Origin of the sequence: Stenotrophomonas sp. (assembly GCF_031995405.1) — a bacterium.
Lineage (GTDB): Bacteria > Pseudomonadota > Gammaproteobacteria > Xanthomonadales > Xanthomonadaceae > Stenotrophomonas.
Map to the genome: position 1 here is coordinate 52,972 of NZ_DAMAGC010000002.1, position 26,224 is coordinate 79,195.

A 26,224-nucleotide genomic window follows, 5' to 3' on the forward strand; every position below is an offset into this window, starting at 1 on the left:
ACTGTGCGTGCGATGGCTGCCGATCCCGGCGGGTGCTGACGCTATTGTCCGATCAATCCAGGAACAGATCCGGCAGCAGCGGGCGCGACGGATCCACCGCGTAGCCGCTCAGATCGGTGATGCCCGCCTGCGCCAGCACCTCGTCATCGAGCAGGAACTGCCCGCTGAAACCGGCCGCCTCACGGGTCAGCACCGCATGCGCGGCATCGGCCAGAATCTGCGGCGTGCGGCAGCCGTTGATGTCCACGCCGGGAATCATGTTGACCGCATCGGTGGCGATGATCGTGCGTGGCCACAACGCGTTGACCGCTACGCCCTGCGGCCCGAACTCGGCGGCCAGGCCCAGGGTGACAAAGCTCATGCCCATCTTGGCCAGCGTATAGCCGGTATGCGGGCCCCACCATTTCGGGTCCAGGCTTGGCGGCGGCGCCAGGGTGAGGATGTGCGGGTTGGGTGCCTGCAGCAGGTACGGCAGGCAGGCCTGCGCGCACAGGAAGCTGCCGCGCGAGTTGACCTGCTGCATCAGGTCGAAGCGTTTCATCGGCGTGTCCAGCGTGCCGCGCAGCCAGATCGCGCTGGCGTTGTTGACCAGGATGTCGATGCCGCCGAACGTGTCCACGGTCGCGGCCACCGCCGCGCGCACCTGGTCCTCCTCGCGGATGTCGCACTTGAGCGCCAGGCCCTGACCACCGGCAGCGGTGACCGCCTCGACGGCGCTGTGGATGGTGCCGGGCAACTTCGGATTGGGCACCGCCGACTTGGCCGCGATGGCGACGTTGGCGCCGTCGCGCGCCGCACGCAGCGCGATGGCCAGGCCGATGCCGCGCGAGGCGCCGGTGATGAAGAGGGTCTTGCCTTGCAGACTGGCCACGTCCGTTGCTCCTGCGCGATCGTTGATTGGGCAGTATGCCGCGCCTACGCAGAATTCACCGCCCCTTGACGATAGTGGCCTCCGGTTACCGCTGCGAGGTACTTGCCATGCGCCGTTCCCGTTGCCTGCTGCCTGCCCTTGGCCTGCTCCTGATCACCACTGCGTGCCAGGGCGATCCTTCCGCTCCTGCCCCGAGCACGCCCGACGGCGCGACCGCCGCCACCTCGAAGCCCCCCGCCGACGGCACGTGGCGCTGGAGCCACGCGGTGGTGTGGAGCGGCGATCTGAACAGCTGCCGCCAGGGCGAGGCTGCCGCGACCCGCGACTGCCTGATCAAGGCAATGCAGGCCGGTGGCGCCAGTGCCGACGCAGTGCGTGCTGCCGAGCAGCTGTCCAGCGGCGGCGAACTGGCCTTCGTCACCGCCTGGCATGAACACGACGGCATCGGCGTGGCCACGGTGGCCTATCCGTTCCGCGCCAACACCAATGAAGGCACGCGTCTGATCGACGCGGGCGGCAGGCGCATCGATGTGGACACCGTGCAATGGGACGATGCCTTGCGTGCCGATGCCGGCGTGCAGGCGCTGTTGCAGGCGCATCCGCAGGCGACGCCGTTCGCACCGGCGCAGGCCGCTGGCAGCATGCCGCTGGACGGCGGCGGCGTCCGTCTGCTGTATCGCACGCCGCTGCGTGACTGCCACGCCTGCGCCAACGCAGGGCAATTGCAGATCGGCTATGACTTCGATGCCAAGCGGAATTTCGTCGGTCAACAGGTGGTGCCGGTGACGCCGTGAGCTGGCGTCACCCCATGTAGGCGCCTACCTGCCGCCGCAGCAGATGCGGCGCGATCCACCGGTGCACCGGCGCGACCGGCAGCATGTACAGCCGGCCGAACGCATTGTGCGTGTGCACCACCGTGGCGATCTCCAGCAGATCGCCACGCCACTGCAGCGCCAGCTGCACGCGCAGATGACGGTCGTCATCTTCCAGCACGATCGCATCGGGCGTGCATTGCTGCACGGTGAAGATGCCCAGGCGCTCACCCGGCCGTGGATCAACGCTGTCCTGCACCGCGCGCAGCGGGCCCAGGTCCTTCATGCCGAGCAGGCGCATGCCGCCGTTGCGCAGGGCCATCAGCCCATCGAACCAGCCCGGCACCGTCGCGGCCATGTCCCGGTAGGCCTGCAGCGCCGAACGTCCCGCGCGCGGCGCCACCGCCTGGCAGGCGTGTACGAAGTCGGCGCCGGGCAGCTGCGCATGCAACACGTTGCCGGCGTCCACCGCCACCACGTTGACCACCGGCACCCTCACGGCTTGGGGCCCTGCCCCTCGTTGTCTTCCCAGTGCAGGATCTTGCGCGTCACGAAGCGGTACACCGGCTTGCCGGTGCGGAACCACAGATCGCGCACCCACGAGGTGCGCTTGAGCAGGCGCTTCTCGACCGGAGTGAGCTGTTCGCGACAGTACATGCGCTTGTGCTTGAGCAGGTGCCGCAGGTCTTCCCGCGCCAGCAGGCGCATCCAGCGCGAGCGGGGATTGCCGATCACCGCCAGCTGGAAATCGATCAGGGCCGGCGAGCCGTCCTCGCGCACCAGCCAGTTGGCTTCCTTGGCCAGGTCGTTGTGCGCGATGCCGTGACGGTGCACGCGCTGCAGCAGCCGGCGCGCGGCACGGAAGTAGGCCAGGTCGCCGCGCGGTGGGCGCTGGTACATCGCGTCGCCGGCCATGAAACTGCGGTCCAGCCAGCGTCCGTTCCAGGCCAGCAGCGCCGGGGTGTCGGCCATGCCGTCCAGGTGCGCCAGCGCGCGCGCTTCGCGCCGGGCCAGCCACCACGCCGGCAGCCGCAGCCACCATGGGGTGGCGTCCAGGTCGCGGCGGACGAAGCGATGGCCGTCCTGCTCGATCAGCAGGATGCGGCCGAAGCTGTCGGCCTTGAGGGCGTGCGGGGCGGGATCGGGGGCGCGGTTCATCGCGCCATTCTAGGCGCGTGATCGCCTGCGATCACTGCAGATGTCCGACATTGACCGGCCTTGGCCGGCAGTCAGTCACCTTCACACCCCTATAATCGGGCGATGGACTCGTCATGGATCGATGCCACGCTTGCGTGGATCTCAGCTCACCCCGTGCTTGCCGGTGCGGTCATCTTCCTCATTGCCTTCTGCGATGCGGTCATCGTGCTGGGCGCGATCGTGCCGGCGTTGCCGCTGCTGTTCGCGGTGGGCGTGTTCATCGGCCTCGGCCAGATTTCCGGTCCGTATGCGGTGGCGTGCGCGGCGCTGGGCGCCTTCGCGGGCGATGGCCTGAGTTACTGGGTGGGACGACGCTGGGGCGACCGCCTGCGGGGTTTCTGGCCGTTCAGCAAGTACCCGCAGCTGCTCGACCGTGGTGAAACGATGTTCCGCCGCAACGCCTTCAAGAGCATCCTGGTGGCACGCTATGTCGGCGCGATCCGTCCGTTCGTACCGGCCATCGCCGGCATGATGAACATGCCGATGTCGCGCTACATCCAGGCCAGTGGCATCGCCAGTCTGTCGTGGGCGGTGTTGTTCCTGGCCCCGGGCTGGGTGCTGGGCGAGGCCTACGACGCGGTCGCGGCGGTCGCCGGTCGTCTGGTGATGGTGCTCGGCCTGGTGGCGGTGGTGATGGGCGCGGTCTGGGCGATCGTGCTGTACAGCTATCGCTGGTCGGCCTCGCGCATGGACAGCTGGCTGGCCACGCTGCTGCGCTGGTCGCAGCGCCATCCCACCCTGGGCCGCTACTCGGTGTCGGTGTTCGATCCGCAGCGGCGTGAATCGGTGCCGCTGGCGATGCTGGCCTTGATGCTGCTGTTGCTCGGCTGGTGCTGGTTCGCGCTGTTGATGGCGGTGGTCGCCCACGGCGAACCGCTCCGCCTGGACCTGGCCGTGCACGACGCCATGCTGGCGCTGCGCAACCCGTTGGCCGACTACCCGATGGCCGCACTGGCCTCGCTCGGTGCGTGGCAGGTACTGCTGCCGGCCACCGTCGCCGGCATGGGGTATCTGGTCTGGCGCCGACGCTGGATGGCCGCCGCGCATTGGCTGGCCGCACTCGCCTTCGGCCTGGCGCTGTGCAAACTGCTCGGCGCCACCGTGCACGTGGTGCGCCCGCCCGACGCAAGCAGCGGCTTCGGCTTCCCGTCGGTGTCGGTGACCATGGCCACCATCACCTTCGGTTTCTTCGCGGTGCTGATCGCGCGCGAGCTGCCCGGGCGCACGCGCGTGTGGCCGTACCTGCTGTCGGGCATCATCGTCAGCCTGATCGGCTTCGCGCGTATCTATCTGGGCGCGCATTGGCTGAGCGATGTGATCGGCGGCATGCTGTTCGGCATCTTCTGGCTGCTGGTGCTGGGCATCGCATATCGCCGCCGCTTCAACCGGTCCTTCTGGGTCAAGCCGGTGGCGTGGCTGTTCTACGGCGTCTTCGCGATCAGCGCGCTGTGGTATGCGCCGCGCAACATCCCGCTCAAGCTCGCCCGCTTCGAACCGGCGCAGCCGGCGCCGGTGGACCTGGCCTCCACGGCCTGGTGGCAGGACGACTGGACGCAGCTGCCGTCGCGCCGCAACGAGTTCGACGATGACCAGCGCTGGCCGCTGGACGTGCAGGTGGCCGGGCCGCTGGCGCCGCTGCAGCAGCGCCTGGAGCGCCAGGGCTGGCGCGTGCAGCCGCAGGCCGGCTGGCAACAGGCCCTGCTGATGCTGGACAAATCGGCCAGGCCGGAAGAAGTGCCGGTGCTGCCGGCGACGCTGGATACCCAGGTCGAATCGCTGCTGATGCTGCGCGCGGGCAATGCGCCCAACGAGATCTTCGCGTTGCGGCTGTGGCCGGCGCCGGCGCGCCTGCAGCCGGGCGATGCGCCGTTGTGGCTGGGCAGCGCGCAGACGCTGCACTACCAGCAGCATTTCCATCTGATCGGGATGTGGCGCCCGCTGCGCGGCATCGACCCATCGTTGAACGCGGTGCGCGAGGCGCTCGATGGCCTGCCCCAGCAGGTGGACACGCATCCGGAAACACAGATGCCGGTGTTGCGGGTGCGCACGCCGGCGGCGGAGTGATCCAAGCGCCGGCGGCGGGCCTTCGCGCCGGCTGCAGGCTTTCGCGCCGATAGGCACGGCGAACGCAGGCGCGCAGCCGGCGGCGCCTTCGTTCGCCGGTCAGGCCATCCATGAACGTTGCGCAGGTCTCGACGGCCGATCGGGATGCGCCCCTGGCGCCAGGCCTGCATGGAGAACGTTGCTCGGCGCTTACGGCATCCAGCCCAGCAGATCTTCCAGGCGCTGGTGCGGGTCATCGTGCTGCAGCAACTGCAGCCGCTGCGGTTCATCCAGCGGCTGCAGTTCGGCCAGCCGCCAGCCCACCCAGGCGGCCTGTTCCAGCTGCGCCGGATGGGTGGGTGCGAAGGCGGTGCCGGCCTGCTCGATGATGTGGCCCAGCACCGTGGCCAGCAGCGCGTGCTCGGGCCGCAGTTCGTCGTCGTGGTCGGGCGTACTCCATGCCACGTCGGCCAGGATCAGGCCGTTGTCGCGCACCCGCGTGCGCAGCACATGGAAGCGGCGCTGGCCCCGCAGGCGCAGCACCAGCACGCCATCGGGGCCGACATCGAAGTCCTCGATCCGCGCCTCCACGCCGTAAGCCGCCGGCGACGCCGGTCGCCCTACCTCCTCACCGTCCAGGATCAGGCAGATGCCGAACGTGGACTCCTGCCGGCTGCATTCGCGCAGCATGTCCAGGTAACGCCGCTCGAACACGCGCAGGCCCAGCCGTGCGCCTGGCAGCAGCACCGCGTGCAGGGGAAATAGGGGCAGCGAAACGGTTTCGGTCATGGCGTGCCCCGGCTCATCCCTGCTGCAGCTGCGCCAGGAAGCGGCGCGGCGCACCGTCGAAACCGCCGTTGGACATGAACACCACGTGGTCGCCGGGCTGGGCGATGTCGCCCAGTTGCGCCAGCAGCGCATCGGTATCGGGCACCGCATGGGCCTGGCCACGTACGGCGGCGATCACCCCGGCCGCATCCCAGGCCAGCTCCGGGCGGTGCAGGAACACCACCGCATCGGCCAATGCCAGCGACGGCGCCAGCGCCTGCGCGTGGGCGCCGAGCCGCATCGAGTTGCTGCGCGGCTCCATCGCCACCACGATCCGCGCATCGCCGACCTTCGCGCGAAGGCCTTCCAGCGTGGTGTGGATGGCGGTGGGGTGATGGGCGAAATCGTCGTAGACGGTGATGTCGCGCGCCTGCCCGATCACTTCCAGACGGCGCTTGACGCTGCGGAAGCGCGCCAGCGCGGGGATCACCGTGGCCAGCTCCACACCGACCGCATGCGCGGCCGCCAGCGCGGCCAGGCCGTTGAGTACGTTGTGCCGGCCCAGCAACGGCCACTGCACCTGCCCCACGCGTCGTCCGCGATGGTGCACCACGAAGGCACTGCCATCGGCGTTGATCAGCTCGGCATGCCATTCCAGCGACGCATCGAAACCGAAGCGCTCCACCGGGGTCCAGCAGCCCATCGCCAGCACCTCCGCCAGGTAAGCGTCTTCGCCGTTGACGATCAGGCGCCCACGCGCGGGCACGGTGCGGATCAGATGATGGAACTGGCGCTGGATCGCGGCCACGTCCGGGAAGATATCGGCGTGGTCGTATTCGAGGTTGTTGAGGATCGCCACCAGCGGCCGGTAGTGCACGAACTTGCTGCGCTTGTCGAAGAAGGCGGTGTCGTACTCGTCGGCTTCGACCACGAACTCGCGGCCCCGCCCCACCCGCGCCGACACGCCGAAGTCTTCGGCCACCCCGCCGATCAGGAAGCCCGGCTCGCGCCCGGCGGCCTGCAGCAGCCAGGTCAGGATGGTGGTGGTGGTGGTCTTGCCGTGGGTACCGGCAACCGCCAGCGTGTCGCGGCCCGGCAGCACCTGTTCGGACAGCCACTGCGCGCCGGAAACATAGTGCTGGCCGGCGTCCAGCACCGCTTCCACCGCCGGGTTGCCGCGCGACAGCGCATTGCCGACGATCACCGCATCGCAGTCGCCAGCAACGCTGTCGGCCCGGTAGCCCGGGTCCAGGGCGATGCCCAGCTGCTCCAGCTGGGTGGACATCGGCGGATAGATCGCCTGATCGCTGCCACGGACCGTATGGCCCAGTTCCCGCGCCAGCGCGGCCACGCCGCCCATGAAGGTGCCGGCAATACCAAGGATATGAATCTTGCTCATGCGTTGGATTGTCGCCGATCCCCTGTGTCGTAAGCCATGGGCGGCAGACAATTGCGCGTGCGTGCGCCAGAAAACAGTCGCCGGGTGTCGGGGAATCCCCGATAGCGATGTACTGTGAAGACGGACACAATTGAATCGGCCAGCCTCAGCACCCCATTGGTCCTACTCCCCAAGAGGCCATCCCCAGGGGAGCTCATGCTGCGGGGCTCTGAGCAAGCCCGTTCGCTGGCACCTCCACACCGCACGCCTGGCCCCTTCGGGGGCCGGGCGTGTGCGTTCGTGGGCCAGGCAGGCGCCGCGCGTGCGGCGCCGGGTGACTCAGCCGTGGATCGCCGCGCGGATGCGCGCTTCCACCGCATCCAGCTCGCCGACGCCATCGACGCGGGCCAACGTGCCGCGGCCGGCGTAGAAGTCGACCACCGGGGCGGTCTGGTCGTTGTAGACCTGCAGGCGCTGACGCACCGATTCGGGATTGTCGTCGGCGCGGCCCTGCTCGGCGGCACGGCCGGCGATGCGCTCGACCAGCAGTTCGGTCGGCACGTCCAGCTGCACCACCGCATCCAGCGGCTGGCCGATCTTGGCCAGCAGGGTGTCCAGCGCGTTGGCCTGGGCCACGTTGCGCGGGTAACCATCGAGGATGAAGCCGTTGGCTACGTCGGCCTGGCCCAAGCGCGATTCGAGCATGCCCAGCAGGATGTCGTCGGACACCAGGTTGCCGGCGTCCATCACCGCCTTGGCCTGCTTGCCCAGCTCGGTGCCTGCGGCCACTTCGGCACGCAGCAGGTCGCCGGTGGAAATGTGCGCAATCGACAGGTGTTCCTTCAGGCGCGTCGCCTGTGTCCCCTTGCCCGAACCGGGCGGTCCCAACAGAACCAATCGCATCAACCTGACTCCAACTTGGTAAGAAAATGGAAGGGCGCGCGCCCCGGGATTGTCCACAATCACGCTGCACCGCAATACGCGCACTTTACCCCATACCGGTAATGTCTCTGCAATGTCCTTCCCCCAGACCAAGGTCGACCCATGTCCAAAGGTACCCTGCTCTACGCCCAGTCAGGCGGCGTCACCGCCGTCATCAACGCCACTGCCTCTGCGGTCATCAGCACCGCACGGGCCAAGGGAATCAAGGTCTTGGCCGCGCGCAACGGCATCCTCGGCGCGCTCCGCGAGGAGCTGATCGATACCACCAGGGAGTCGGCGGCGGCGATCGCCGCGCTGGCCCATACCCCCGGCGGGGCGTTCGGCTCGTGCCGCTACAAGCTCAAGTCGATCGAAGCCGACCGGGCCCGGTATGAGCGCCTGCTGGAGGTGCTGCGCGCCCATGACGTGCGCTGGTTCCTCTATAACGGCGGCAACGATTCGGCCGACACCGCGTGGAAGGTGTCCCAGCTGGCCAAAGCCTTCGATTACGACCTGACCTGCATCGGCGTGCCCAAGACCATCGACAACGACCTGGCCGTGACCGATACCTGCCCCGGCTTCGGTTCGGCGGCCAAATACACGGCCGTATCGGTACGCGAAGCGGCGCTGGACGTGGCGGCGATGGCCGAGACCTCGACCAAGGTGTTCGTCTACGAGGCGATGGGCCGCCATGCCGGTTGGCTGGCCGCCGCGGCCGGGCTGGCTGGCGAGGGACCCGATGACGCTCCGCATATCATCCTGCTGCCCGAGCGTGCCTACGACGAGGCTGCGTTCCTGGCCAAGGTCAAGCAGGTGGTCGAACGCGTGGGGCATTGCGTGGTGGTGGCCTCCGAAGGCATCCAGACCGCCGACGGCCGCTTCGTCGCCGATGCCGGCGGCGGCAAGGATTCCTTCGGGCATACCCAGCTCGGCGGCGTCGCCTCGCAGCTGGCCGCGCGGGTCAAGGATGCGTTGGGCTACAAGGTGCATTGGACCCTGCCCGACTATCTGCAGCGCTCGGCCCGGCATATCGCCTCGAAGACCGATTGGGAGCAGGCGCAGGCCGTGGGCAAGGCCGCAGTGCAGTTCGCGCTGAAGGGCCAGAACGCGGTGATGCCGGTGATCGTGCGCGGCAGCGACAAGCCGTACCGCTGGAAGATCGAGGCCGCGCCCCTGCACAAGGTGGCCAACCACGAGAAGAAGATGCCGGCCGGCTTCATCCGCAAGGACGGCTTCGGCATCACCGCCAAGGCGCGCGCTTACCTGTCGCCGCTGATCAAGGGCGAGGCGCCGCTGCCCTACGGCGCCGACGGCCTGCCCAAATACGTCACCCTGAAGAACGTGGCGGTGAAGAAGAAACTGCCTGCGTTCGAGGCGTAAACCGCTGCAGCACTGACGGCGGCCGGTTGGCTCCAGCGGGCGATCCCGGGGAGCCGGCCAGCGGCCGGCACGACCTCACGCGGGCCGCTCAGTTGCAGGCCTTGCCCTCTACCTTCATCTGCGCGGCGAACATCGGCACCTGCGCGATCTTGCCGGCCGCCGCCTGTTTTTTGGCCTCTTCCAGGTAGATCCGCGACTGGCCCTGGCCATCCAGTTCGGGCTTCTGCGCGACCGGCAGACGCCACACCCGCACCACCGCCTGCTGCGCGGGGCACGCGGCGCTGGGCACGCGGATCACATCATTGAGCTTCCAGCCCTTGGCCTCGCTGGGCTGGGCCTTGTCGAAATCGACGAAGCGCGCGCGCGGCTGGCACTGCTCGCTGGTGCGCACCACGGCGAATGTGTAGGGCTGCGCGGCATCGGCAGTGAACATGCCCTCCAGCCGCGCACAGGCCTCGGGAATCTGGCGCAGCGTGTGCGCCGCGCCCACCGCCTGCGGCGCACCGGTGGCGCGTTGCAGCTCGGGGGTTTCGGCGGCGCTGGCCGCGATGGCGGGCAGCAGCGCCAGCCAGAGCAGGTGACGGGTGGACATGGCAGGACTCCGGGAGCTGGGGATGGAGCGAGGCTGCCAGTGGCTGGCTGAACGGCGTGGCAAAGACCGAGCGGCATTGATGGCGCGCTGCCGGGCATGGCTCGGCACTACCCGTGTGCGGGGGAATGCCCGCATACTCGGGCCACCAGGGATTGCTGAACACCGCCACACGCTTGAGGACCGGGTACGGTCTGAACGGGTTGGTCCAAGGTTGCAGCCCGTTGTGCCCCCGCGTGGAGAGGTTCGTCCGTTCACTGGATGCCATCCATCACCCGGGAGGGGACATGCTGGAACGTTATGGGCTTTCTCTGGCGCTGTTCTGCGCCATTCTCGCGATTCTCTACGGCATCGTGTCGGCACGCTGGATTCTCCGGCAACCGGCCGGCAATGCCCGCATGCAGGAAATCGCCGCCGCCATCCAGGAAGGCGCGCGCGCCTATCTCAACCGTCAATACCTCACCATCGGCATCGCCGGCGCCGTGCTGTTCGTGCTGGTCGGCGTCTTCCTCAGCTGGTACACCGCGATCGGCTTTGCGATCGGCGCGCTGCTGTCCGGCGCGGCCGGTTACATCGGCATGAACGTGTCGGTGCGCGCCAACGTGCGTACCGCCGAAGCGGCGCGCAACGGCCTCGGTGCGGCCATGGACGTGGCCTTCCGGGGCGGCGCGATCACCGGCATGCTGGTGGTCGGGCTCGGCCTGCTGGGCGTGGCCGGCTACTACGCGCTGCTGCTGCGGCTCGGGCTGGACACCGCGCAGGCGCTGCACGCGCTGGTCGGGCTGGCGTTCGGCTCGTCGTTGATCTCGATCTTCGCGCGGCTGGGCGGCGGTATCTTCACCAAGGGGGCCGACGTCGGCGCGGACCTGGTGGGCAAGGTCGAAGCCGGCATTCCCGAGGATGATCCGCGCAACCCGGCCGTGATCGCCGACAACGTCGGTGACAACGTCGGCGACTGCGCCGGCATGGCGGCCGACCTGTTCGAGACCTACGCGGTGACGGTGATCGCCACCATGCTGCTGGGCAGCCTGATGCTGGCCGAAGCCGGGCGCAACGCGATCCTGTATCCGCTGGTGCTCGGCGGTGTGTCGATCATCGCCTCGATCATCGGCGCCTTGTTCGTCAAGGTGAAGCCCGGCGGCTCGATCATGGGCGCGCTGTACAAGGGCGTGATCGTGTCCGGCGTGCTGGCCGCGATCGCGTTCTATCCGATCACCACCCAGTTGATGCCGGACAACGCGCACGGTGCGCTGAACCTGTACTTCTGCGCCCTGGTCGGCCTGGTGCTCACCGGCCTGATCGTGTGGATCACCGAGTACTACACCGGCACCCAGTACAAGCCGGTGCAGCACGTGGCGCAGGCGTCCACCACCGGGCACGGCACCAACATCATCGCCGGGCTCGGGGTCTCGATGAAGTCCACGGCCCTGCCGGTGATCGCGGTCTGCGTGGCGATCTGGCTGGCGCACTCCTTCGGCGGCCTGTACGGCATCGCCATCGCGGCCACCGCGATGCTGTCGATGGCCGGCATGATCGTCGCGCTGGATGCCTACGGCCCGATCACCGACAACGCCGGCGGCATCGCCGAGATGGCCGAGCTGCCCTCCGCCATCCGCGACATCACCGATCCGCTGGATGCCGTCGGCAACACCACCAAGGCGGTGACCAAGGGCTATGCGATCGGTTCGGCGGCACTGGCCGCGCTGGTGCTGTTCGCCGATTACACCCACAACCTGCAGGCCGCGAACCCCGGCGAAGTGTTCGCCTTCGACCTGTCCGACCACACGGTGATCATCGGCCTGCTGATCGGCGGCCTGATCCCCTACCTGTTCGGTGCGATGGCGATGGAAGCGGTGGGCCGGGCGGCCGGTGCGGTGGTGGAGGAAGTGCGCCGCCAGTTCCGCGAGATCCCCGGGATCATGGAGGGCACCGGCAAACCACAGTACGACCGCGCCGTGGACATGCTGACCCGCTCGGCGATCCGCGAAATGATCGTGCCCTCGCTGCTGCCGGTGGCGGTACCGGTGGTGGTCGGCCTGCTGCTCGGGCCGCGTGCGCTGGGCGGCCTGCTGATCGGCACCATCGTCACCGGCCTGTTCGTGGCGATCTCGATGACCACCGGTGGCGGTGCCTGGGACAACGCCAAGAAGTACATCGAGGATGGCCACTTCGGCGGCAAGGGCAGCGAGGCGCACAAGGCGGCGATCACCGGCGATACGGTCGGCGATCCTTACAAGGACACCGCAGGCCCGGCAATCAACCCGTTGATCAAGATCATCAACATCGTGGCGTTGCTGCTGGTGCCGTTGCTGTAGAGCGCGGCAGGAGCGCATGTCCCGGCACCCTGCCGGGGCATGCACCTTTTGCAGTCGCACACACACTACGCGCGGCGCGGCTTCACGGCCCACCAGACCATGGCCATGACGCCGCCCGAAGCCCACAGTGCTGCCATGGCCAGCAACAGGTCCGGCAGGTCTTCGAACCGCAGGGGACTGCCGAGGAACGCCGCCGCACAGAGGGCCAACCCGATGCCGCTGGGCAGACGGGCACCGTGCCACGCCGTATACGCGAACAGCGGAACCAGCGCGCCGCTGAGCGTGATCGCCGCCACGAACGGGGCCAGCGAAAGCAGCGCAACGAGCAATGCGATGACCGCGGCAGCCCATGCAACCACGGTGGCACGTCTGCGATGCATCTATCTCCCTCCTTGGATGCGGCCATCGGTGCCGTGGTGCCGTGGTGCCGACGATGCCAGTGCCACCTCACCGCGCAGGCAACGCAGGGCCACGCACGGGGTCAGCGGCGACGGATGAAGAATGCCACCGGCACCATGACTTCCACCGGATCGCCGCTGATCTCGGCCGGTGGCGCCGGCACCGGGCTGCTGCGGCTGACGGTCTCCAGCGTTTCGGCATCCAGCAACGGATGCCCACTGCTGTGACCGATGCGCAGGTGGCTGGTGTTGCCGTTGCGGTCCACCGCGAAGCGCACATACGCCACGCCCTGCTGGCGCAACCGCTCGGCTGCGCGCGGATAGCGTCGGTGCTGCTCCAGGTGACCGAGCAGCAGACCCTGCCAGGTCGCCTGCTCGACGCTGCGCTGGCCGGCCAGGGTCTGCTGTGCGGCGTAGCGCTGGCTGTCCTTGGCCTGCACGTCCGGTGGCGCGAGGGTCTGCGCGATGTTGTGCAGGTCGGAGGGGGTTTCCAGTTCGGGCGGCGGTGGGCTGCGCCGGGCAGCGTCTTCGCCGTCCGGATGCGGCTGCGGCGGCAGATCGAGTGCGGGCAACGGACGCGGCGCCGGCTCGGGGCGGTGTTGTTCCTGCTGCGGTGGGCCTTGGGCGATGTCGGTGTGGGGCACCGGCGGTGCCTCGGCGACCGGTGCCAGTTCAACCAGCAACGATGCCGGGGGGGCGCTGGGCGGCGGCGCGGGCGCCCGCGCGACCCACCACAGCGTGGCGCCGATGCCGAGTGCATAGGCCGCCAGCACGATGCCCAGGCTGCCGGCCCAGCGTACGCCCTCGGCACGGGCCGAACTCATGGCGCCGGCTGTTCCAGTCCGACCAGCGCGACCTTGAGGTAGCCGGCGGCGCGCAGCGCGTTCATGGTCTGCATCAGATCGCCATAGGCGACCTGGCGGTCGGCACGCAGGTAGATGCGGTGTTCCAGGTTGCCGTGGGTCAGGCGTTGCAACGCGGCCGGCAGGCCATCGGCGGTGGTGGCGCTCGCGTTGACGCGCAGCGACAGATCCGCCTGCACGGTCAGGAACACCGGCTCGGTCTCGCGCGGTTGCGGGCGTGCGCTGCTGGCCGGCAGGTCCACGTCGGTGTCCACCGTGGCCAGCGGCGCGGCGACCATGAAGATGATCAGCAGGACCAGCATCACGTCGATGAAAGGGGTGACGTTGATCGCGTGGGATTCTTCCAGCGCATCATCGTCGTGGCGAGCGGTCCGGATCGGCATGGCGGCGGCTCAGTGCGCCGTGCGCGCCAGCGCCGGGCCGGCATGCACGGCGGCACGGTCAAGGTCACGCGAGACCAGCTGCTGCACCGCCGCCGACAGATCGCCGAGCAGCGCGCGCAGACCGGCCAGCACGCGGGTGAAGTGGTTGTAGATGACCACCGCCGGAATCGCCGCGACCAGGCCGAGCGCGGTGGCCAGCAGGGCTTCGGCGATGCCCGGCGCGACCACCGCCAGGTTGGTCGTGTTGGACTGGGCGATGCCGACGAAGCTGTTCATGATGCCCCACACGGTGCCGAACAGGCCCACGAAGGGCGCGATGGCCCCGATGCTGGCGAGCACGCCGATACCGCGGCGGGCGTTGCGTGCACAGGCCAGTTCGATCCGCTCCAGGCGCGAGCCGACCCGTTCCTTGATGCCAGCAGGATCACCGCCATGCGGCGACAGCCGCAGCTCGCTGCGCGCCGCATCCAGCAGCGTACGCACCGGCTCAAGCTGCAGGCGCAGGTCGAACTGCGGATCGGGCAGCTGCACGCTGTCCAGCAGCAGCGCGCGTGCCTGCAGCAGCCGGCGGCGTTCGCGCGACAGTTCCCGACCCTTGGCCAGCAGCACGGTCCAGGTGGCCACCGAGGCGATCGCCAGGCCGATCATCACCGACTTCACCACCACGTCGGCGGCCAGGTACATGCCCCACGGCGTCAGCGAGTGCGTGGGAGGGGCGGCAGCGAAAGCGAACAACACAGTCATCGTCAGTCTCATCAGGAGGAAGCGGCGACGCGGGCGTCGCCGGAGTAACACGCGGCGCTGCGCAGGCTCATTCGAGGTGGCGTTGCAGGCGGGGCGCCGGGCGCGACAGCACGTAGGCCGCGCTGGCCGCGAAGAACAGCCCCACGCCCAGCAGCAGCGTCCACGACGGATGCGCGCCCCAGCAGAACATCACGAAGCCGAAGGCCATTCCGCCCGCCGCGAAGGCCTTGCCCTTGCGGCTCACCGCCCCCTGCTCGCGCCACAGGCGCAGTGCCGGTCCGTAGCGCGGGTGCGCCAGTAGCTTGCGTTCGAAACGCGGCGAACTGCGCGCGAAGCAGCCCACGGCCAGGATCAGGAAGATGGTGGTGGGCATCACCGGCAGCAGCGCGCCGATGACGCCCAGCGCGACCATCACCCAACCCAGGCAGAACCACAGCCAGCGCATCAGCGGTGGTCGAATTCAAGTTCGACGTGGCCGTGCACGCTGCGGAAGGCGCTGTCGGCGGCGTCGATGACCTGCTGTTCCTGCGCCTCGTCCAGGACCACGCTGTCCAGGGCAGTGGTGAACGCGCGCCAGTGGCGCGCCGCACCGTCGGGATGCGCGGCCAGGTGGCGGGCGCCGAAGTCGGCGTCCAGCCCGAGCCTGGCAGCCATCTTGTACAGGATGGTGCCCCCCAGGTTGGAGCCTTCGGCGACATACAGCCAGCCCAGCGCGGTGGGCAGGGCCAGGTCCGGATCCAGGCGCATCGGCCCCGGCGCCGGCAGGATCTGCTCCAGGTCGGCCAGGTCTCGGGCGATCAGGGCCAGCCGACGACGGCCTTCCAGATCGGGCAGCAGCGCGTCCAGCGCGGCGTTGGCGTAGAGGGCGTCGATGTCGCGGTGGAAGCGGTACTGCACGCGCAGGAAGCGGGCGAACTGTGCGCGGCTGGCGAAGATGTCGCCGGCCATGATGCGCTTGTCCAGCGCGCCGTGGCTGTCGCGGGTGGCGGCCTTCAGGCGCTGGCTGCGGGTGGCTTCAAGGATGTCGATGACGGTCATGACGGTCTGGCTGCAGGGGTTACCTGGCTGAGACGTCTGTCGCGCCGACAACCCCAAGACTACGTTCGGCAGCGCCATGCCCTACCCGATCCGGCGATGCCGGCATCACGCGACAACCGCGATAATGGCCGCATCCATTCCGAGGACGACCGCCACGATGATCACCACCGAACCCCGCATGACCAATCTGTTCCTGCAGCTCGGGCTGGACGCCAGCGAGGAGGCGATCGCCGCCTTCATCCGCGACCACCAGCTATCCAACGAGATCCGCCTGATCGAAGCGCCGTACTGGAATGACGGGCAGCGCCAGTTCCTGACCGAGCAGCTGCGCTCGGATGCCGAGTGGGCGATCGTGGTCGATGAGCTCAGCGAAGCCCTGCACGCGGATGCAACCGCGCAGGCCAACGCCGGCTGAGCCATCACGGGCATCTGATGCCGGCCGACGCCGTAGGTGCCGGCCGGATGCACGCAGGGGCCGGCAATACCGGCCCCTGTCGTGTCCGGGCATCAGTAGCGGTAGGTCAGCGCCAGCCGCATGATCCGGCCCGGCGCCGGCATCACGCCCAACGCCAGCGGATCCAGATAGTAGCGGTCGGTCAGGTTGTCCACGTTGAAGTCGACCGCGAACTGCGCGCTGGCCTGCCAGCTGGCAAACAGATCCACCACCGTGGCCGGGCGGTACAGCTGCTGGATCGCCGACAGGCCGACGTTCCATTCCTTGTCCAGCTTGCTGATCGGCCCGCCGTTGTGGGTGACGCGGGTGCCGAAGCTCAGCCGCTCATCGAACAGACGCGAGCCGACGGTCAGGTTGACCGTGTAGCGCGGCGGGTTCTGCGTATTGCTGTAGGAACCTTCAAAGCCGCCATCGACGCAGTCCGGGGTGTTCTTCAGTTCCTCGATCCTGCGCTGCACCCCATAGGCGCGGCGCTCGGCGGCGATGTCCGGGGCGCAGGTCTTGGCTTCGAAGTAATAATGCGCCGACAGGTCGGTGAACACCTTGCCGGCGTCATAGCTGGACTGGAACTCCATGCCGGACACCTTGAAGCGGTCGATGTTGCGGATGTAGCCGGCCGACAGCGTGCGGTAATCGCGGGTGATCAGGTCATCGATGCGGGTGTTGAAGTAGGCCAGCTTGAACGCCGCCGTATCACCGTCGGTGAACAGCCCCTGCCTGACCGTGCTCGCACCGACTTCCCACGTTCCCGCGCGCTCGGGCTTGAGTTCGCCGCCGACCGGCTTGGCCGCGGTGAACAGGCCCAGGGTGCTCTCGAACAGGCTCGGCAGCTTCACGCCTTCGGCGTACTTCACGTACACCATCGTGTCGTCATCGAAGCGGTAGGTGACGCTGGCGGTGGGCATGAACGCATCGTCGGTGCGACGGATCGGCTGGGACCAGGTCCAGCTGTTCGGCACGCTCAGGTCCTGCGCCTTGGTGAGGTCATGGAAGTTCCAGCCGGTGATGTCGGCCACGGTGCCCTTCTTGTACGGCGACGCCAGCAGCGAAGCTTCGGTGAACTGGCCGTTCGCATCGGGGTACCAGTTGAGCATGGCGATACGCTTGGCCAGGTATGCCGGCCGTTTCGGGTCGCCGTTGAGCAGCTGGGTGTAGCGGTACTGGCCGATCACCTCATAACCGTCCGGGGTGGCCAGCCGGTTGCGGTCGTGGATGCTGACGCGGTTGAAGCGACCGCCGAGCAGCACTTCCCAGTGTTCGTCAGGCTGCCACTTCACCGACGCCACCGCGCTGTACTCCTTGCGCTCGGCATTGCGCAGGAAGCGGTTGTTGATCAGGTCATCGTGCATGATCGGCGCGTTCCTGCCCGGCCCCACGTCCTCGTCGCTGAAGGACAGGCCGTAGTCGACGGTGAACAGCCCGGCGGCCTCGGTCGCCAGGTGGGTGGTGTTGGACACATCGAAGCCGAAGCGCTGCTGGGTCATGTCGTTGCGGTAGGCGTCCTTGTACCCCGGGTCGGTGTTGAAGCTCGGACCGTCATACCACTCGGTGCGTCGGTCGAAGTACCACGGGGTGATGCCGGTCAGGCCGTTGTACATCAGGCTGTCGGCGTCGGTGTACCAGAGGTTGGCCTTCAGGTCGACGATGTCGTTGTCCGGATTGAAGCGGTAGCGCAGGTTGTAGGCATCCATGTCCACGCTGCCCGGCGCCCATTGCGGCACCCGGTCGCGGTCCACGCGGATGATCTGCGAGGCCATGATTTCGCCCTGGTGACCGCTGTAATGGCGGTAGCCGGCTTCCAGGGTCTGGCTGTCGTCGATCCGCCAGGTGCCCTTCAACAGCACCGAGTTGGACTTGGACGAGGTGTTGAACACTTCGGTGTTGGGCGGATTCAGCGGCGCCAGGGTGCGCCGGGTCTGCGGGAAGTCGTCGTAGCCGTGCTTGCCCGAGTAGTAGTTGCCGGTGTCGCGCCAGGCGTAGGCAGCGACCAGGTCGAAGCGGTCCCAGTGCTTGCCACCGGCGACGTTGAAGAACTGCCCGCCCAGCGTGTTGCGGTCGTTGCCCGGGACGGCATCGTAGGCCGGCACGTCGCGTGCGCTGCCGTTGGAGACGCCGCTGCGCACACGCAGGCCGACCTCCTGGCCGTCGCGCAGCACGTCGCCGATCTTCAACGTTTCCATCTCCACCACGCCGCCGATGCCGCCGGACGCGTTGGCGCCCAGGCTGGGGCCCTTGGTGACGGTCAGCGTGGAAATCAGGTCCGGGTCCAGGTAGGTGCGCTGCGACTGGCCGGCATAACCACGGTAAGTATCCATGGTGGACTGGCCGCCATCGATGATCACCGGAATGCGGCTCTGGCCCTGGATGCCGCGGATGTTGAGGTCCAGCGCGTTGGCGGTGCGTGGATCGCCGGCGGTGACGCCGACCACGCCCTTGACGATATCGGCGGTGGAGGTGCCACGGAAACGTTCGATGGTGGCGCGCGGGACGAACACGCTGGAGCCGGACGTGCGGTACACATCCAGCGCGCGTTCCTCGTTGCTGCCGCCATCGACGGCCTGCTCCCCGGCCACGCGCAGTGCGTCGGTGACGATGACCCCGTCCTCGCGCGGAGCCGCGGCCGCACGCTCCAGGGTCACCGCGTCGGTGCCGACCGCGCGCATGACCAGGCCACTGCCGCGCAGCAGCTGCTGCAGCGCCCGCTGTGCATCGATGTCGCCGCTGACCGCGCTGGACTGCACGCCCTCTGTCAACGCCGCCGGCCACACCACCTGCACCCCGGACTGGCGCATGTAGGCGCGCAGCGCCTCGGCAAGCGGTTGCGCGGGAATATCGAAGCGATGGGTGGCCGCCGCGCTGGCAGCGCCGGTCTGGGCCAGCACCGGCAGCGCCGGCGCGGCGGCCAGGCCGGCGGCCAGCAGGGCCATGCAGAGACGGGAGGGGCGCGGCGTACGGCGCGCGTGGAAGGTGAGGCGCATGAGGGAACCTGTCAGAAAGGCGAGGCCGCAGGAGCGGCATCCCCGCAGGAAACTGCGGGCGCTGCGAAGTACGTGGCGGCGGCGGGTACGTTCGGGGTGTGAGACGACCGGCGCGGCGACATCCCCAAGACCAATTCATGCGGCGATAACGCCAACGTGGCGCGGCGCGCTCGCCTGTCTAGGGTTTCGCGTCGGCCTGCACGATCGCCACGCCCATCGGCAGGCGGGTGATGCGCAGTCCAGCACTGCCGGCGAGCGCATCCAGCGCCTGTTCGGGCCGATCGGTGCGGAAGGCGGCATTCACCACCGGCAACCGTGACAGGTCACCGCGAACGAAGGTGGGCCCGCGCCGGTAGCGGCCGATCCGCTGCACCGCGTCGGCAACATCCACCGCGTCGAGCAGCAGCTCGCCCTGGCGCCATGCCGCGATGCGATCGGGGGCAACGTCATCCAGACGCTGCACCTGCCCGCCACGGGTGAACGCGGCGCGCTGACCGAGCTGCAGCGCCGTCCAGCTGCCGCCTTCCTGCGCCGCGACGCGGATGCGGCCCTGCTCGACCTCGGCCTGGACGCCGCTGGCGTCGCTGGCGACCGCGAACGCGGTGGAAATGTCCTCGACCACGCCGCCCTGCGCCGTCACGTCAAACCGCAGCGCGTGGCCCGGTGCGACCTCGAACCAGGCGCGGCCGCGCAGCAGCTCGACCCGTCGCTGCTTCCCGTCGAAATGCAGGGCAATGGCCGAATCGGCATCCAGCACCGCGCGGCTGCCATCGGGCAAGGCGACCTCGGCGATGGCGGTGGTGGTGCGGTGGTCGGACTGCAGGCGCAGCCAGGCTTCCGGTGCCACCCACGCCAGCGCCAGCATCGCGGCGACAGCCAGCGACCAGCGGCGACGTCGATGCCGACGGGGTGCGGCGGCGCACGCAGCCACCGGGCGCGGACCGAGGCTGCGCCACAGCTGGCGCTCGTACTCGAATACCCGGCGATGCCCGGGCAGTGCCAGCCACGCTTCAAAGGCCTGCATACGCGTCTCTTCGACCGCACCGGAGGCCAGCCACGCGATCCAGGCCTGCGCCTGGACGGCAACGGGGTCGGTCGATGCGGGCGGCGGCAAGGCCGGGTCGATGGGGGGCGGGCTCATGGCTGGCGAAGGAGACGCGATCGAACGCGAGGGAAGGAGACCGGCTGCGAAAACCGCACCCGTATCCTCAAGACGACTGGGCGAGGCAGTTCCCCAATGCGATGTGCAATGCATGCACCGTCAGCGTCCGTTGCGCGCCCACGCCAGCCGCTGCAATGCGCTGCGCACGTGGTTTTCCACGGTGGTGACAGAGACCTTCAAGCGTCTGGCCACTTCAGCCTGGGTCAGTCCCTGCAGGCGATTGAGCCGGAAGATGGTGCGGGTAGGCTCGGGCAGGTGGTCGGCGGCGGCCAGCACGCGCTGCAGTTCCTCCTGGGCCACGACCTGCTCTTCGGTGGACAGCGCCTCGTCCGGGCCCCACAGGTAATGCTCGGCCAGCAGGCGCGCGCGGCGGGTGCGCTCGCGGCCGTGATCGGTGGCCAGATTCGTCGCCAGCCGGTACAGATAGGCGCGCGGGTTGTCGATCGCCTGGCCGTTGTCGACCCCGCGCGCCTTGAACCAGATCGCCTGGATCACGTCTTCCGCACCGCCGTCGTTGCCCAGGGTGCGCTGCACCAGCCGCAGCAGCGCGGGGCGTTCGCGGATCAACAGCTCGGTCAGGGTGGAGGCGTTGGACATTTCAGGGGACACGGATGCGTCGGAAGGCCGCAGCGTGCGGCGCTGCATGGTACGCCCGTAATGAGAATCAGTCACGTTTCACTGGAGGCAATCGGTCAGCGCGTCGTAGAGGCTGGTGGACGTATCCGGCAGCGCGGCGTCCAGCGGATCGCCGGCCTCCAACGCGGCCAGCAGATCCGACAGCCGTGTCCGGTAGGTCAGCGGGACAGTGCAGGCCCATGACGGGGCATCCACCACTACTTCGCCGGTTCGGGCATCCACGCGCGCCGTACTGCCAGCGAAGGTCCAGACGCATTCGTGGACTACCCCGGTCGCCGCATGCACCGAGCAGCGGAACCGCTGCGGCTGCAGGTTGCCGTACTCACCCTCGCAGAACGTATCGCCGCACACCTGGTTGAAGCCGCGCACCAGCGCGTCTTCCACACGCCGGAAGCGGTCCCACCCGGCGATCTGATTGGGATGCAGGCGCGCATCCACGTAGCCATCGGCGGCGGCCGGGCCCGCCGAGGACAAGAGCAACAGCGCTACTACGGCCGTGGTGACACGGGTCCGCAGGGGAGCTCGTCGATACAGCGTCATGGCATGTACTCCTCGGAAATGGCGGGCTGGGAAAGGGGGCGAGGCTTCACAGGCAGGCCATCAGGCCGTCGTACAAGGTCCGGTCGGTGCCTGGCAGACGGCCGTGCAGCAGGCCGTCACCCTCGAGCGCGGCATGGAAGGCCTCCACCGTCGTACCCGGCGCCAGCGGTACCGGACAGGTCCAACGGCCGTTGTCCACGCCGATGTGTCCACTGCCGGCGTCGACATCGAGGTTGCTTGCGGCCAGTACCCAGACGCAGGAATGGAGATGTCCACGCCCGGCATGCACCGAGCAGCGGAACTGCAGCACGCGGTAGTCGCTGTAGGCGCCTTCGCAGAAGGTGTCCCCGCAGACGTCGTCGAAGGCGTGCATCAGGCGACCTTCCAGGGCGTAGAAACGGTCCCAGTTGGCTTCGCGGGTGGGGAAGTCGACCAGATCGACGTAGGGGCCGGCACGTGCCGTGTGCAGTGGCCCGGACAGCGTCAGCAGAAGCATCAGGAGGAAGGACAGGCGCATCGGAACACTCCATCGACTCGGGCATTCATCCTCGGTCGCGGGCCGGGCGGGAACCATCCGCGCAGGGCCCGACGGGACGTCGGCCCAGGCCGTGTCGCCCTGTCCGGGCTCGCCGGGAGGCGGTGTCGGGAAACCCGGCGCGACGACGGGCCTGCACGAGGGTGGGCAAAGGGCCTAAAATGTCGGACTTTGCGCCCCTACCGCCTCTCGGAGTAACCCCATGGGTCTGGAACTCGTCTCGCCCGGCAAGAACCCGCCGGAAGAAATCAACGTCATCATCGAGATCCCGAAGGACTCGGAGCCGGTGAAGTACGAAGTGGACAAGGAAACCGGCGCGATCTTCGTCGACCGCATCCTGTCCACCCCGATGCGCTACCCCTGCAACTACGGCTACGTGCCGAGCACCCTGTGCGGCGACGGCGATCCTGCCGACGTGCTGGTGGTGCTGCCGCTGCCGCTGGTCCCGGGCTCGGTGGTGCGGTGCCGTCCGGTCGGCGTGCTCAAGATGAGCGATGAGGCCGGCAGCGACGAGAAGATCCTGGCCGTGCCGATTTCCAAGGTGTTCAGTGGCTACGCCCACGTCGAGGACATCGAGCAGGTGTCCAGCCACTGGCTGGAGCGCATCGGCCACTTCTTCGAGCACTACAAGGACCTGGAAAAGGGCAAGTGGGTCAAGCTCGATGGGTGGGGCGGCGCGGCCGAAGCCAAGAAGATCCTGATCGAAGCGCACCAGCGCTACCTCGGCAACATCGCCTGAGACTGAACGACATCGCTCCGGCACGGGTGCCGGAGCGATGAGCATCACGTTTTTTGAATGCGGCACATCACTATTTGTGCCGGATTGGGTACATTGCGTCTTCACACCGTCCACGGTGCGTTTCACCGTGGTCAGCCAGGGGACTGTGTCGTGCGTATTCTGCTTGTTGGGGACCAAGCCAGCCTGTCGGCTGAGCTGATGGATTTCATTGCCGATCTTGGGGAAGAGTGGCAACCGTTGACCGCATCCGATGGCCAGGCGGCCATGAACATCGTCGCCGCCGGTCCGATCGACGCGGTGATCGCCTGCCCTACCCTGCCCGATCTCAACGCCACCACGCTGCTCGGCCAGATCCGGACGCTGCGTCCGGAGACGATCCGCATCGCGCTGGTGGATGCCGACCAGGGTAACCGCCCGCCGCCGGCGCGCCTGATCGGGGTGGCCCACCGCTTCCTGCCGATGCCGCTGGCCCCGGAAGTGCTGCTGGAAGCGCTGACCAGTCTGGAAGAGCTGCGCGAACTGCTGGACAGCGCGCGCCTGCGCAGCGCGATCGGCCGCATCGAGAAGCTGCCCTCTCCGCCGCATCTGTACCTGAGCCTGACCCAGGCGCTGGAACACGACGACGACACCAACACCGCCGACGTCTCCAAGCTGGTTGCCGCCGATCCGGCGATCGCGGCCAAGGTGTTGCAGCTGTCCAACTCGGCCTTCTTCAACAGTGGCCGGACCATCTCCGACCTGCGCACCGCCGTGACCCGCCTGGGGCTGTCGACGCTGCGCGATCTGGTGCTGGCCAGCGAGGTGTTCTCCGCCCCGCCGCTGTCCGGTGCCGAGCGCAATTCACTGCAGCAGCGCGCGTTGCTGGCCTCGCGGCTGGCGGCCAAGCTGCTGCCGGATTCGAGCGCCGAACTGGGCGCGACGGCCGCCTTGCTGGCCGACATCGGACTGCTGTTGCCGGGCGTGCGCAACGAGCGCGGCGAGCCGACCGAGGCCGATGACCGCCCGGGGCATGCCGAAGCCGGTGCCTACCTGCTTGGCCTGTGGGGCCTGCCGATGCCGATCATCGAAGCGGTCGCCTTCCACCTGGAGCCGCAGAAGTCCAACACGCGCAGCTTCTGGGTGACCGGCGCGGTGCACGTGGCACTGGCGCTGATCAACGGCGATCCGGTCGACGAGGAGTACCTGCAGCGCGCCGGCGTGCTGCAGAAGCTGCCGCAGTGGCGCGACCATGCCAATGCATTGATGGGGCTGGTGGCCAGCGAGGCCTGAGGCCTGCCGTCTTCAGGCGTGGCGATGCCGCCGCGCAGGAAGGCGTGACCGGTAGCCGACCAACGGTCGGCGCTCCCGGGTTCGATCCAACGACACACACCGCGTGTCCGCCGCCGCTGGCGTGGGCGGCGGGCGGTGATTAGCGCCCTCCCTTGCGCAATGAACTCGACAGAGTGGGTTCTCCCATCCGCGTCGCACGCATGACGCGCGCTGTGAACCCTTCCAGGTGCTGGTCGGCGGGCCAGGCGCTGCGGCCCCATGCCCTTCCGGCGACGCCCCGGCGTCGGCCTGCGGCCGCCCCTTCCTCCTTTATTTCGCCTCCAAGGGCATGGGGCGCAGCGCCCAACCCATCGACCGCGGCGCGGCAAAGGATTAAGGGCGCACTTCGTGCCTGCCCCGCATACGGGCGAAGAACCAAAAAAAAGGGCGGACCTTGCGGTCCGCCCTCCTTGTACTGCTACAGCGCTTCGATGGATCAGAAGCGCTGGGTGTACTTCATGTACAGGAAGCGACCGATATCGAAACCGCCGTAATAGGCGAAGCTCGAGTTCGGCGCCGAGTACATCAGCGGACCCTTGTGGTCGAACAGGTTGTTCGCACCGACGGCAATGGTGGCATCCCACGGTGCCTTCCAGCTGACCTGCAGGTCATGGAAGGTGTTGGAGCCGGTCTTGCGCAGCGGAGCCGATTCGCCATTGGCGTAACGGTCCGGATCGGTGCAGCCGATCGAGATGCACGACTCGCTCAGACCCGAGTAGTAACGCGCGGTGTAGTTGACACCGAAGTCACCCATGGCCCAGTTGACACCCAGGTTGGACCGCACGCGGAACAGCGTGGTGTCGCCGGACTGGCCGACCATGCCGACCATGATGTTGTCGCCCTTGCTGTTCTGGTTGGCTTCGTCGTACTTGGACAGGTAGCTGGTCTGCCAGTCGATGCTGAACTGACCGATGGCCAGCTCTGGCAGGCGGTACTTGATGCCCAGGTCGTAACCTTCGGTAACCATCTTGCCGAGGTTGGCGGTGCCGTAGGTGATCGCGCTGACGTGGCCATCGGCCGCACGCACGACGCCGTCGCAACGCGCGCTGTTGCCGAGCACGTAGCAGTCACGCAGGATGCGATTGACACTGTCGGCGATGATCATGTCGTTGATCTCGTAACGGTACCAATCCAGCGAGACGTCCAGACCCTGCACCCAACGCGGGCTCCACACCAGACCAACGGTCTTGCTGGTGGAGGTTTCCGGCTTCAGGTTCGGATTGGCACCGGAGACGAACTGGTCACCGGACTGGCACGGCAGGGTGGAGCACGGCAGGTTGCCCTGGCCAAGCTGCACGTAGTTGGCCGGAACGCCGCCTGCCAGGCAGGCCGCGTTGCCCGCAACACTGCCCGGTGCACCAACGGCGCACGGGTCGATGTAGCGCTCGAAGCTCGAGCTCAGACCGCCGTACAGGTCGGCGATGGTCGGCGCGCGGAAGCCCTGGGCGTACGTGCCGCGAACCAGCAGCTCGTCCATCGGACGCCAGGTCAGGCCGAACTTGCTGTTGGTGGTGCCACCGAAGTTGCTGTAGTCCGAATAGCGGCTGGCAACATTCAGGGTCAGTTCCTTGGCGAACGCCATGTCCGCCAGGATCGGCACGTTCAGCTCGAGGTAGACCTCGTTCAGATCGTACTGACCGCGGGTCGGCTTCTGGCCCAGGCCGGTGGACTGGCCCGACTGTGCGAAGGCGTCCGGCGTGTAGCTGCCTTCTTCCTTGCGGTGCTCAACGCCCATGGCGAAGCCCAGGTCACCGGCCGGCAGGGTCACGATCGAACCCGACAGGTTGGCGGTGAAGCTGGTGGTCTTGGTCAGGCCACGGGTGGTGAAGGTCGGGAACAGGAAGTCCTGCAGTTCCTGATCGGCCAGCGAGCCCTGGCCCGACACGCCGTACGGCAGCAGCGGGTTCCACGGACGGCAATCGCCCAGGATCGGCTTGTCGGCGGTGCCGCAACGGGCAACGCCACCGGCGTCGATGAACGACGGGCCAAGCGCCTGCGACGAGCCGATCAGGCTCATGTCACCGCGGCTGGTCTTGATCGACTCGTTGCGGTTCCACAGCGCGCCAACGTCCCAATCGAAGCTCTTGTCAGCCACTTCGAAGAAGCCGCTGATGGTCGGTGCGAAGCGCAGGGTCTTCAGCTGGCTGTCGGTGGTGCGCGGCACCTCCCACA

General features: G+C 68.2%; 26 protein-coding genes. 7 read left to right on the forward strand and 19 right to left on the reverse strand.

Features of this window, described 5'->3' with window-relative positions; translation table 11 throughout:
- Positions 1–52: 52 nt before the first annotated feature.
- Positions 53–871, reverse strand: coding sequence for an NAD(P)-dependent oxidoreductase (locus RTO53_RS00755; RefSeq protein ID WP_312235985.1), 819 nt, complete (start codon positions 869–871; stop codon positions 53–55).
- 107 nt (positions 872–978) lie between these two features.
- Between RTO53_RS00755 and RTO53_RS00760 the strand changes: the two genes are divergently transcribed.
- On the forward strand, positions 979–1,665 hold the full coding sequence (locus RTO53_RS00760; protein WP_312235986.1) for a hypothetical protein: 687 nt from the start codon (positions 979–981) through the stop codon (positions 1,663–1,665).
- Positions 1,666–1,672: 7 nt separating this feature from the next.
- Here the strand turns inward: RTO53_RS00760 and RTO53_RS00765 are convergent, their stop codons facing one another.
- Both RTO53_RS00765 and RTO53_RS00770 read right to left on the reverse strand, forming a co-directional pair.
- Positions 1,673–2,182: a DUF2867 domain-containing protein gene (locus RTO53_RS00765; protein ID WP_312235987.1), complete on the reverse strand. Its 510-nt coding sequence runs from the start codon at positions 2,180–2,182 to the stop codon at positions 1,673–1,675.
- Positions 2,179–2,841, reverse strand: coding sequence for a serine/threonine protein kinase (locus RTO53_RS00770; protein WP_312235988.1), 663 nt, complete (start codon positions 2,839–2,841; stop codon positions 2,179–2,181). The genes RTO53_RS00765 and RTO53_RS00770 overlap by 4 nt, the downstream gene beginning before the upstream one ends.
- A gap of 102 nt (positions 2,842–2,943) precedes the next feature.
- Between RTO53_RS00770 and RTO53_RS00775 the strand changes: the two genes are divergently transcribed.
- Entirely contained in the window at positions 2,944–4,944 is a 2,001-nt protein-coding gene (locus RTO53_RS00775) for a bifunctional DedA family/phosphatase PAP2 family protein (protein WP_312235989.1), read from the forward strand.
- A gap of 189 nt (positions 4,945–5,133) precedes the next feature.
- Here the strand turns inward: RTO53_RS00775 and RTO53_RS00780 are convergent, their stop codons facing one another.
- The 3 genes from RTO53_RS00780 to RTO53_RS00790 form a co-directional block, all read right to left on the reverse strand.
- Entirely contained in the window at positions 5,134–5,712 is a 579-nt protein-coding gene (locus RTO53_RS00780) for an LON peptidase substrate-binding domain-containing protein (RefSeq protein WP_312235990.1), read from the reverse strand.
- 13 nt (positions 5,713–5,725) lie between these two features.
- A complete protein-coding gene (gene mpl, locus RTO53_RS00785) occupies positions 5,726–7,090 on the reverse strand; it encodes a UDP-N-acetylmuramate:L-alanyl-gamma-D-glutamyl-meso-diaminopimelate ligase (RefSeq protein WP_312235991.1) in 1,365 nt (454 codons plus the stop codon).
- 318 nt (positions 7,091–7,408) lie between these two features.
- A complete protein-coding gene (locus tag RTO53_RS00790; protein ID WP_312235992.1) occupies positions 7,409–7,972 on the reverse strand; it encodes an adenylate kinase in 564 nt (187 codons plus the stop codon).
- 141 nt (positions 7,973–8,113) lie between these two features.
- Between RTO53_RS00790 and RTO53_RS00795 the strand changes: the two genes are divergently transcribed.
- On the forward strand, positions 8,114–9,370 hold the full coding sequence (locus RTO53_RS00795; RefSeq protein WP_312235993.1) for a 6-phosphofructokinase: 1,257 nt from the start codon (positions 8,114–8,116) through the stop codon (positions 9,368–9,370).
- An 88-nt stretch (positions 9,371–9,458) separates the two neighbouring features.
- Here the strand turns inward: RTO53_RS00795 and RTO53_RS00800 are convergent, their stop codons facing one another.
- On the reverse strand, positions 9,459–9,962 hold the full coding sequence (locus RTO53_RS00800; RefSeq protein WP_312235994.1) for a hypothetical protein: 504 nt from the start codon (positions 9,960–9,962) through the stop codon (positions 9,459–9,461).
- Positions 9,963–10,246: 284 nt separating this feature from the next.
- Between RTO53_RS00800 and RTO53_RS00805 the strand changes: the two genes are divergently transcribed.
- Complete coding sequence (locus RTO53_RS00805; protein WP_312235995.1) at positions 10,247–12,274, forward strand: sodium-translocating pyrophosphatase; 2,028 nt, start codon at positions 10,247–10,249, stop codon at positions 12,272–12,274.
- 65 nt (positions 12,275–12,339) lie between these two features.
- Here RTO53_RS00805 and RTO53_RS00810 read toward each other — a convergent pair whose 3' ends face one another.
- The 6 genes from RTO53_RS00810 to RTO53_RS00835 all read right to left on the reverse strand — a co-directional run bounded on the left by RTO53_RS00810 (position 12,340) and on the right by RTO53_RS00835 (position 15,700).
- Positions 12,340–12,654 (reverse strand): hypothetical protein, encoded by a 315-nt coding sequence (locus RTO53_RS00810; RefSeq protein ID WP_312235996.1) that lies wholly within the window; start codon positions 12,652–12,654, stop codon positions 12,340–12,342.
- 101 nt (positions 12,655–12,755) lie between these two features.
- Entirely contained in the window at positions 12,756–13,496 is a 741-nt protein-coding gene (locus RTO53_RS00815) for an energy transducer TonB (protein ID WP_312235997.1), read from the reverse strand.
- Entirely contained in the window at positions 13,493–13,918 is a 426-nt protein-coding gene (gene exbD, locus RTO53_RS00820; RefSeq protein WP_312235998.1) for a TonB system transport protein ExbD, read from the reverse strand. Before exbD ends, RTO53_RS00815 begins: the two co-directional genes overlap by 4 nt.
- Before the next feature lie 9 nt (positions 13,919–13,927).
- A complete protein-coding gene (gene exbB / locus RTO53_RS00825) occupies positions 13,928–14,662 on the reverse strand; it encodes a tonB-system energizer ExbB (protein WP_312235999.1) in 735 nt (244 codons plus the stop codon).
- A 67-nt stretch (positions 14,663–14,729) separates the two neighbouring features.
- The gene (locus RTO53_RS00830; RefSeq protein WP_312236000.1) at positions 14,730–15,107 is read right to left on the reverse strand and encodes a YbaN family protein; all 378 of its coding nucleotides are present in this window, start codon (positions 15,105–15,107) and stop codon (positions 14,730–14,732) included.
- Entirely contained in the window at positions 15,107–15,700 is a 594-nt protein-coding gene (locus RTO53_RS00835) for a biliverdin-producing heme oxygenase (protein ID WP_312236001.1), read from the reverse strand. Before RTO53_RS00835 ends, RTO53_RS00830 begins: the two co-directional genes overlap by 1 nt.
- Before the next feature lie 157 nt (positions 15,701–15,857).
- Here RTO53_RS00835 and RTO53_RS00840 point away from each other — a divergent pair, with 157 nt between their 5' ends.
- Complete coding sequence (locus tag RTO53_RS00840; RefSeq protein ID WP_088432639.1) at positions 15,858–16,115, forward strand: DUF2789 domain-containing protein; 258 nt, start codon at positions 15,858–15,860, stop codon at positions 16,113–16,115.
- A gap of 92 nt (positions 16,116–16,207) precedes the next feature.
- Here the strand turns inward: RTO53_RS00840 and RTO53_RS00845 are convergent, their stop codons facing one another.
- From RTO53_RS00845 to RTO53_RS00865, 5 genes are all read right to left on the reverse strand, one after another.
- Positions 16,208–19,132 carry a TonB-dependent receptor gene (locus RTO53_RS00845; RefSeq protein WP_312236002.1) on the reverse strand — a complete coding sequence of 975 codons (2,925 nt, stop codon included), beginning with the start codon at positions 19,130–19,132 and terminating at the stop codon, positions 16,208–16,210.
- A gap of 178 nt (positions 19,133–19,310) precedes the next feature.
- The gene (locus RTO53_RS00850) at positions 19,311–20,273 is read right to left on the reverse strand and encodes a FecR domain-containing protein (protein WP_312236003.1); all 963 of its coding nucleotides are present in this window, start codon (positions 20,271–20,273) and stop codon (positions 19,311–19,313) included.
- Positions 20,274–20,393: 120 nt separating this feature from the next.
- Positions 20,394–20,891 carry an RNA polymerase sigma factor gene (locus RTO53_RS00855; RefSeq protein WP_312236004.1) on the reverse strand — a complete coding sequence of 166 codons (498 nt, stop codon included), beginning with the start codon at positions 20,889–20,891 and terminating at the stop codon, positions 20,394–20,396.
- Positions 20,892–20,969: 78 nt separating this feature from the next.
- Complete coding sequence (locus tag RTO53_RS00860) at positions 20,970–21,470, reverse strand: hypothetical protein (protein WP_312236005.1); 501 nt, start codon at positions 21,468–21,470, stop codon at positions 20,970–20,972.
- Between the two features lie 46 nt (positions 21,471–21,516).
- Complete coding sequence (locus RTO53_RS00865) at positions 21,517–21,987, reverse strand: hypothetical protein (RefSeq protein ID WP_312236006.1); 471 nt, start codon at positions 21,985–21,987, stop codon at positions 21,517–21,519.
- Positions 21,988–22,207: 220 nt separating this feature from the next.
- Between RTO53_RS00865 and ppa the strand changes: the two genes are divergently transcribed.
- Positions 22,208–22,744, forward strand: coding sequence for an inorganic diphosphatase (gene ppa / locus RTO53_RS00870; protein ID WP_312236007.1), 537 nt, complete (start codon positions 22,208–22,210; stop codon positions 22,742–22,744).
- Positions 22,745–22,894: 150 nt separating this feature from the next.
- A complete protein-coding gene (locus RTO53_RS00875) occupies positions 22,895–24,013 on the forward strand; it encodes an HDOD domain-containing protein (RefSeq protein ID WP_312236008.1) in 1,119 nt (372 codons plus the stop codon).
- 475 nt (positions 24,014–24,488) lie between these two features.
- Here the strand turns inward: RTO53_RS00875 and RTO53_RS00880 are convergent.
- A partial coding sequence (locus RTO53_RS00880; protein ID WP_312236009.1) for a TonB-dependent receptor occupies positions 24,489–26,224 on the reverse strand: 1,736 nt, incomplete at its 5' end.